We start from the raw sequence: 6,124 nt of genomic DNA on the forward strand, positions 1-6,124 counted from the left end.
TTGCGACGAACACCAGAAACTTTTGCGCCGCTTGGCAGTTATCTTACCATGGAAATGCAACGAAAACCCCTCAGCCGGTCGGCCCGGATTCAGGATGGCGCGATCCGCCGCGTCCTGAATATCGGCGTTCCGCAGCCCTATGAGGGCATCGGCAATGCGTTGCGTTCGACCTTCCGTGCGGGTAGCGGCGCTGTTCCGGACGACATGCTGGACCTGCTGGAGAAACTCGACCGGCATTAGTTTCCGTCGGATCGGCCAGACCCACCGCGCTCCTGCGGAGGAGCGGGGCGTCGGGGGGATCGCCGCAATCAGGCCAGCCACCTCCAAAGGGGGCGACAGCATTTTATTTACGATCCGCGCCTATGATGACGTGATCATGAATGGACGCGCCCCATGATCTACAAGGCCTTTGCCGCCGTGACCCTAATCGCGGCTCCGATCATCGTACTGACGGTGGAAAGCTTCGTGCCCCAATCCAGTCATGTCGTGCCGTCCGCGGCGATTGTTCCGGCTTCAGCTGTTCCGGCTTCAGCGCCCGTGGTGATGCCCGCCCAGGCCGCGCCGTCCCCAACGCCGCCCCAAGACACCGGCGCCCAAGATCCGGGCGCTGCGGACTTGGGCCAGCCCATGCCCGAAGCCGGCAGACCCTTCCTCGCCCCGGGCGCAGGGCTGCCCGCTGCGCCCGTACCGAACCCGACGCCGATCGAAGGCGTGCAGCCGTCCGACGAGGTGCCCGAATAGGGCCGGACCTCACATTTCCTTGAAGGTGTCGCATTGCGCGGGATCGCCGCTGTCGAGTCCCTTGCGCAGCCAGGTCATCCGCTGTTCGCTGGTGCCGTGGGTGAAGCTTTCCGGCACGGGACGGCGGCCGGCCGCCTTTTGCAGCGTATCGTCGCCTATGGCTTGCGCCGCCTTCATCCCCTCCTCCAGATCGCCCGATTCCATGAGGCCGGTGCGCTTGGCCCAGACGCCCGCATAACAGTCCGCCTGCAATTCGACCCGCACCTGCAGCGCATTGCCCTGTTCCTCGCTGACAGCGCGCTGCCGCTGGTTCACCTCGCCCAAAGTCCCCTCCAGATCCTGCACATGATGGCCGACTTCATGCGCGATCACATAGGCTTGGGCGAAATCGCCAGGGGCGCCGAAGCGCTGGCGCAGTTCGGTGAAGAAGTCGGTGTCGAGATACACTTTGCGGTCATTGGGGCAATAAAAGGGGCCCATGGCGCTTTGCGCCGCGCCGCAGCCCGACACGCCGCTCTGGGAATAGAAGTAAAGGACCGTCGGCTGATATTGCCGGCCGGCCTGCTGGAAGAGCGACCCCCAGACGCGCTCGGTCGATCCCAGCACCTTCAGGGACCAATGCTGTATATCGCTGAGTTTGGAGGTGTCGCGGCTGACCTCGCTCCCCTGCGGCATCTGGCCGCCACCCCCCATCAGGCTCAGGGGATTGACGCCCATGACCGCCAGAATGATCAGCACCACGACGATCCCGCCGCAGCCGAAACGGCTGCCGATCAGCGGCAGCAGCAGGCCCAGACCACCGCCCATCCCGCCGCCGAAGCCGCCGCGACCCTCCTGGATCTCGAAATTGGTGCTTTCCCGTTCGTCGTCGAGCCGCATCTCGTCCCTCTCTTTCCTTGCCCTGCCTATTCCATTCCGTCGCCGGTGGAAACGTCCCCGATGCAATGCGGGTTGCGGCGAGCGCACCGTCCCATGAAGAGAATGTAACGAGACATTCAGTTGGAATGCCGGAAGACTATTCTATATTGCGCTGCGACATGGCCGACACCGAATCCCAGCCGCGCAGGCGCGCCAATATGCCGCTTCCCCTCCCCCGCGAAGTCGCCCTGTTGCTGCAGGGCGGCGGAGCGCTCGGCTCCTTCCAGGCGGGCGTCTATCAGCGGCTGGACGAGTTGGGAATCGACGTCAGTTGGGTCGCGGGCATTTCGATCGGCGCGGTCAACGCCGCCATCATCGCCGGCAATCCGCCGCACAAGCGCCTCAGCCGGCTCAAGAAATTCTGGCTGACCGTCTCTGGCGGCATGCCCAATGTCGTCCTGCCGGAAATCGACCATATCCGGGAGGCCGCCCATCTGATGGCGGCGGGCACGGTCGCGACCTTCGGCGTGCCGGGCATGTTCCGCCCGCGCCTCTGGCCCGCGCCGCTGATGCCGGAAGGGACGGCCGGCGCGATCAGCTTCTACGACAGTGCGCCGCTGAAGGACACGCTGGACGCCTGCATCGACTGGGACCTGCTGAATGACGGGCCCGTGCGGCTGTCGGTGGGCGCAGTGGATGTGGAAAGCGGCAATTTCGCCTATTGGGATACGCGCGGCCGGGGCGGCAACACCCGGATCGACGCGCGCCACATCATGGCATCGGGCGCTCTGCCCCCGGGCCTGCCGCCCATCGAGATCGACGGGCGCTGGTATTGGGACGGCGGCATCGTGTCCAACACCCCGCTCGCCCATGTGCTGGACCATCAGAGCGAGGATATGCTGGTGTTCCAGGTCGACCTGTTCCCCGCCGAAGGGCCAATGCCCCGGCAGATGACCGATGTCTATTCCCGGACCAAGGACATTCAATATTCCAGCCGCACCCGCCAGGTGACGGACCAGTATCTGCGGCTGCGCAAGGAGCATAAGGCGATCCGCGCCCTGCTCGACAAACTGCCGCCCGAATTGCAGGAGGACGCGGACGCGCAGCGGCTGCGCCAGTTACTGGACGTGGGTTCGGTCAACATCGTCCACCTCATTTATCGCAGCCGCGCGTGGGAAAGCGGAGCGCGCGACTTCGAATTTTCCCGCTCCACCATGCTCGACCACTGGGCGCAGGGCCGCGACGCGGTGGAGGAAGTGATGCACAAGGGCGACCTCATCGCCCGCAACATCGTCAATGGGAAAAGCTCCACCTTCGACCTCGACGCCCCCGACCATCTCAAGGAGAAGCAGGCATGAGCAGCCAATTCCTGTCCGGCAAGACCGCCCTCATCACCGGATCGACCTCCGGCATCGGCCTTGCCTATGCCAAGGCGCTGGCCGGGGAAGGCGCGAATGTCGTCATCAACGGCTTCGGAGATGCGGACGCGATCGAGAAGGAACGCGCCGGGCTGGAGGCGTTGAGCGGGGCGAAGGCGCTCTATAGCGGCCATGACCTCACCAGAACCGAGCAGATCGAGGCGATGATGAAGGAGGCGGCGGACGCATTCGGCGGCGTCGACATCCTCATCAACAATGCAGGGGTGCAGCATGTGGCGCCGGTCGAGGATTTCCCGGTCGACAAATGGAACCTCATCATCGCGCTCAACCTCAACAGCGCCTTCCACACGTCCCGTCTCGCCATTCCCTTCATGAAGGAGAAGAAATGGGGACGGATCATCCAGACGGCTTCGGCGCATTCGCTGACGGCCTCTCCCTATAAGAGCGCCTATGTGACGGCCAAGCATGGCCTCGCGGGTTTCACCAAGACGCTGGCGCTGGAGCTGGCGACCTTCGGCATCACGGCGAACTGCATTTCGCCCGGTTATGTGTGGACGCCGCTGGTGGAGAACCAGATTCCCGACACGATGAAGGCGCGCGGCATGACGCGGGAGCAGGTGATGAACGACGTCCTGTTGGCGGGGCAGCCGACCAAACAGTTCGTCACGGTCGATCAGGTGGCGTCCATGGCGCTTTATCTGTGCAGCGATGCCGCCGCGAACATCACCGGCGCCAATATGAGCATCGACGGCGGCTGGACCGCGCAATAGCCATATCCATCCCAGTCGTCTGCGCGCAATTCCTTAACATGGATTGTGTCATATTGGGGACAGCGGGAAGGATTTGTTTTCATTGAGGAAACCTGATGCGACCAGCGCAGGTTATCCCCTCCGACACGCCATGCGGCGAAATTGGAAAAGGGACTCCTCATGAAGAAATATCTCGTTGCGGCCGCACTTGTTGCGGCGCTGCCTTCCGTCGCGTCGGCGCAGGAGGAAACGGCGCCCGACGGCACCCAGGCCTTCGGCGTCGAACCCTATGTCGGCATATTGGGCGGCTATCACACCTTCGACCGTGGCACCGAATTCGGCAGCGTGCCCGGCGAGACGATCATGAACGGCGCGATCATCAGCGGCGTCGCGGGCGTCAACGTGCCGCTCGGTCCCGTCTTCGTGGGCGTCGAGGGCAATGCGACCAAGGGTTTCAGCGACATTGACTGGGAATATGGGGTGAAGGGCCGTTTCGGCGCGCGGGCCGGTGAAAGCGGCATGATCTTCGCGTCGGCCGGCTATCAGTGGGTCAACGGCAAGGGCGGCTGGCCGGACCGCAAGGACTGGATGTACGGCCTGGGCGTCGAGGTCGGCCCGAAGGACATCGGTCTGGGCGGCGTCACGGGCAATAGCGGCATCCGCCTGCGCTTCCAGACCGAAACCTATGATTTCGACAGCTTCCGGCCCACGGCTGGCGTGATCTTCCACTTCTGATCCCTCCCATGGCATCGGCAGGAGCGCCCGTCGGCAACGGCGGGCGCTTTTGCTTGGGGGAAACAGGCTGGACATGCCGAAGCCCCTTAAAAGGCGCGGCAAATCCGCTTATGGTTGCTTCTTCCATCAGGGAGACCCATCGATGCGTCATGCGTTGACGGCCGTCATGGCCGCCGCCAGCCTTATCTCCATTGCCCATGCCCAGTCCCCTGGCGCGCCTGTGAATGGGGCGACGCCCGCGACGCCGGCCAATGCCATCGCAGCGACCATCGCGAAGGACATGGATGGGCTGATGACCCTCTATCGCGACCTGCATGCCAATCCCGAACTGTCCGAACAGGAAAGCGCCACCGCCGCCAAGCTCGCCCGGCGGTTGAAGGCGATGAAATTCACCGTCACCGAAAAGGTCGGTGGAACGGGCGTGGTCGCGGTACTGAAGAACGGCTCCGGCCCGGTGCTGCTGATCCGCGCGGACATGGACGGACTGCCCGTGACCGAGCAGACGGGGCTGGAATTCGCCTCCAGGGTGAAGGCCAAGACCGCCGACGGCGCCGAAACCGGCGTGATGCACGCCTGCGGCCATGACACGCACATGACCGCCTTCATCGAAACCGCGCGGCTCCTCTCCACGATGAAGGAGGAATGGAAGGGCACGCTGGTGATGATCCTTCAGCCGGCCGAGGAAGTGGGCCGTGGCGCGCGGCTGATGCTGGAGGATGGGCTCTACACCCGCTTCCCGCGCCCGACCCATGCCATCGCCTTCCACGACGCCGCCAATCTGGAGGCGGGGAAGATCGGCTATACGCCGGGCTTCGCGCTCGCCAATGTGGACAGCGTCGACCTTTTGGTGCGGGGCGTGGGCGGCCATGGCGCCTATCCGCAGACGACGCGCGACCCGATCGTGATCGGCGCGCGGATCGTGACCTCGCTGCAAACGCTGGTCAGCCGGGAACAGGACCCGTTCGACCCGGCCGTCGTCACCGTCGGCAGCTTCATGGGCGGCGCCAAGCATAATGTCATTCCCGACGACGCGAAGATGCTGCTCACCGTGCGCAGCTATTCCGATGAAACCCGGGAAAAGCTGATCCGGGGCATAGAACGCGTCGCCCGCGGGGAAGCCATTGCGGCGGGCGTGCCGGACGACAGGATGCCGGTGATCTCCGTAAAGGACGAATTCACGCCCTCCACCTACAATCCGCCCGCCTTCGCCAACCGGATGGCGGACGTGCTGAAGGCCCATTTCCCCGAGGGCACCGTCAGCGAAACCAGACCCTCCATGGCGGGAGAGGATTTTGGCCGCTATTACCGCGCCGACAAGAGCATCGAAAGCTTCATCTTCTGGGTCGGCGGCGTGCCGGCAGACCAGATGGCGAAGGCGAAGGCCGGTGAGGTCAGCCTGCCGTCGCTGCACAGTCCCTTCTGGGCGCCCCAGGCCGACCAGGTGATCGCCACCGCCAGCGAAGCCATGACGGTGCTGGCGATGCACATATTGAAACGGGATTGAGGCTGAAGCCCCTCATTCCCCCTCCCGCAGGCGGGAGGGGGCTAGGGGGTGGGCGCGAGCGAAGCGAGCTTCCAGGTTAGCGGTTGCAAAACGACGCAGATGTCGCGCCAGCCCACCCCTAACCCCTCCCGCCTGCGGGAGGGGGAATGTATTGGCCT

General features: G+C 64.4%; 7 protein-coding genes. 6 read left to right on the forward strand and 1 reads right to left on the reverse strand.

What is annotated here, in order from left to right:
• Positions 1-48: 48 nt before the first annotated feature.
• Both K7W03_RS14755 and K7W03_RS14760 read left to right on the forward strand, forming a co-directional pair.
• Complete coding sequence (locus tag K7W03_RS14755; protein WP_025549732.1) at positions 49-240, forward strand: hypothetical protein; 192 nt, start codon at positions 49-51, stop codon at positions 238-240.
• Between the two features lie 153 nt (positions 241-393).
• Positions 394-741 carry a hypothetical protein gene (locus tag K7W03_RS14760; protein WP_222886670.1) on the forward strand — a complete coding sequence of 116 codons (348 nt, stop codon included), beginning with the start codon at positions 394-396 and terminating at the stop codon, positions 739-741.
• Positions 742-750: 9 nt separating this feature from the next.
• Here the strand turns inward: K7W03_RS14760 and K7W03_RS14765 are convergent, their stop codons facing one another.
• On the reverse strand, positions 751-1,620 hold the full coding sequence (locus tag K7W03_RS14765) for a neutral zinc metallopeptidase (RefSeq protein WP_222886671.1): 870 nt from the start codon (positions 1,618-1,620) through the stop codon (positions 751-753).
• Positions 1,621-1,778: 158 nt separating this feature from the next.
• Between K7W03_RS14765 and K7W03_RS14770 the strand changes: the two genes are divergently transcribed.
• From K7W03_RS14770 to K7W03_RS14785, 4 genes are all read left to right on the forward strand, one after another.
• On the forward strand, positions 1,779-2,957 hold the full coding sequence (locus K7W03_RS14770) for a patatin-like phospholipase family protein (RefSeq protein ID WP_044662741.1): 1,179 nt from the start codon (positions 1,779-1,781) through the stop codon (positions 2,955-2,957).
• Complete coding sequence (locus K7W03_RS14775) at positions 2,954-3,748, forward strand: 3-hydroxybutyrate dehydrogenase (RefSeq protein ID WP_025549729.1); 795 nt, start codon at positions 2,954-2,956, stop codon at positions 3,746-3,748. Before K7W03_RS14770 ends, K7W03_RS14775 begins: the two co-directional genes overlap by 4 nt.
• Before the next feature lie 159 nt (positions 3,749-3,907).
• Entirely contained in the window at positions 3,908-4,462 is a 555-nt protein-coding gene (locus K7W03_RS14780) for a hypothetical protein (RefSeq protein ID WP_025549728.1), read from the forward strand.
• Between the two features lie 142 nt (positions 4,463-4,604).
• Positions 4,605-5,966, forward strand: coding sequence for an amidohydrolase (locus tag K7W03_RS14785; protein ID WP_222886672.1), 1,362 nt, complete (start codon positions 4,605-4,607; stop codon positions 5,964-5,966).
• Positions 5,967-6,124 lie beyond the last annotated feature (158 nt).

Source organism: Sphingobium sp. PNB (assembly GCF_019873065.1).
In the GTDB taxonomy this organism is placed as follows: Bacteria; Pseudomonadota; Alphaproteobacteria; order Sphingomonadales; family Sphingomonadaceae; genus Sphingobium; species Sphingobium fuliginis.

Coding starts and splice junctions, on each gene's coding strand:
- K7W03_RS14755 (WP_025549732.1), top strand. CDS start 49: ATGGAAATGCAACGAAAACCCCTCAGCCGGTCGGCCCGGATTCAGGAT.
- K7W03_RS14760 (WP_222886670.1), top strand. CDS start 394: ATGATCTACAAGGCCTTTGCCGCCGTGACCCTAATCGCGGCTCCGATC.
- K7W03_RS14765 (WP_222886671.1), bottom strand. CDS start 1,620: ATGCGGCTCGACGACGAACGGGAAAGCACCAATTTCGAGATCCAGGAG.
- K7W03_RS14770 (WP_044662741.1), top strand. CDS start 1,779: ATGGCCGACACCGAATCCCAGCCGCGCAGGCGCGCCAATATGCCGCTT.
- K7W03_RS14775 (WP_025549729.1), top strand. CDS start 2,954: ATGAGCAGCCAATTCCTGTCCGGCAAGACCGCCCTCATCACCGGATCG.
- K7W03_RS14780 (WP_025549728.1), top strand. CDS start 3,908: ATGAAGAAATATCTCGTTGCGGCCGCACTTGTTGCGGCGCTGCCTTCC.
- K7W03_RS14785 (WP_222886672.1), top strand. CDS start 4,605: ATGCGTCATGCGTTGACGGCCGTCATGGCCGCCGCCAGCCTTATCTCC.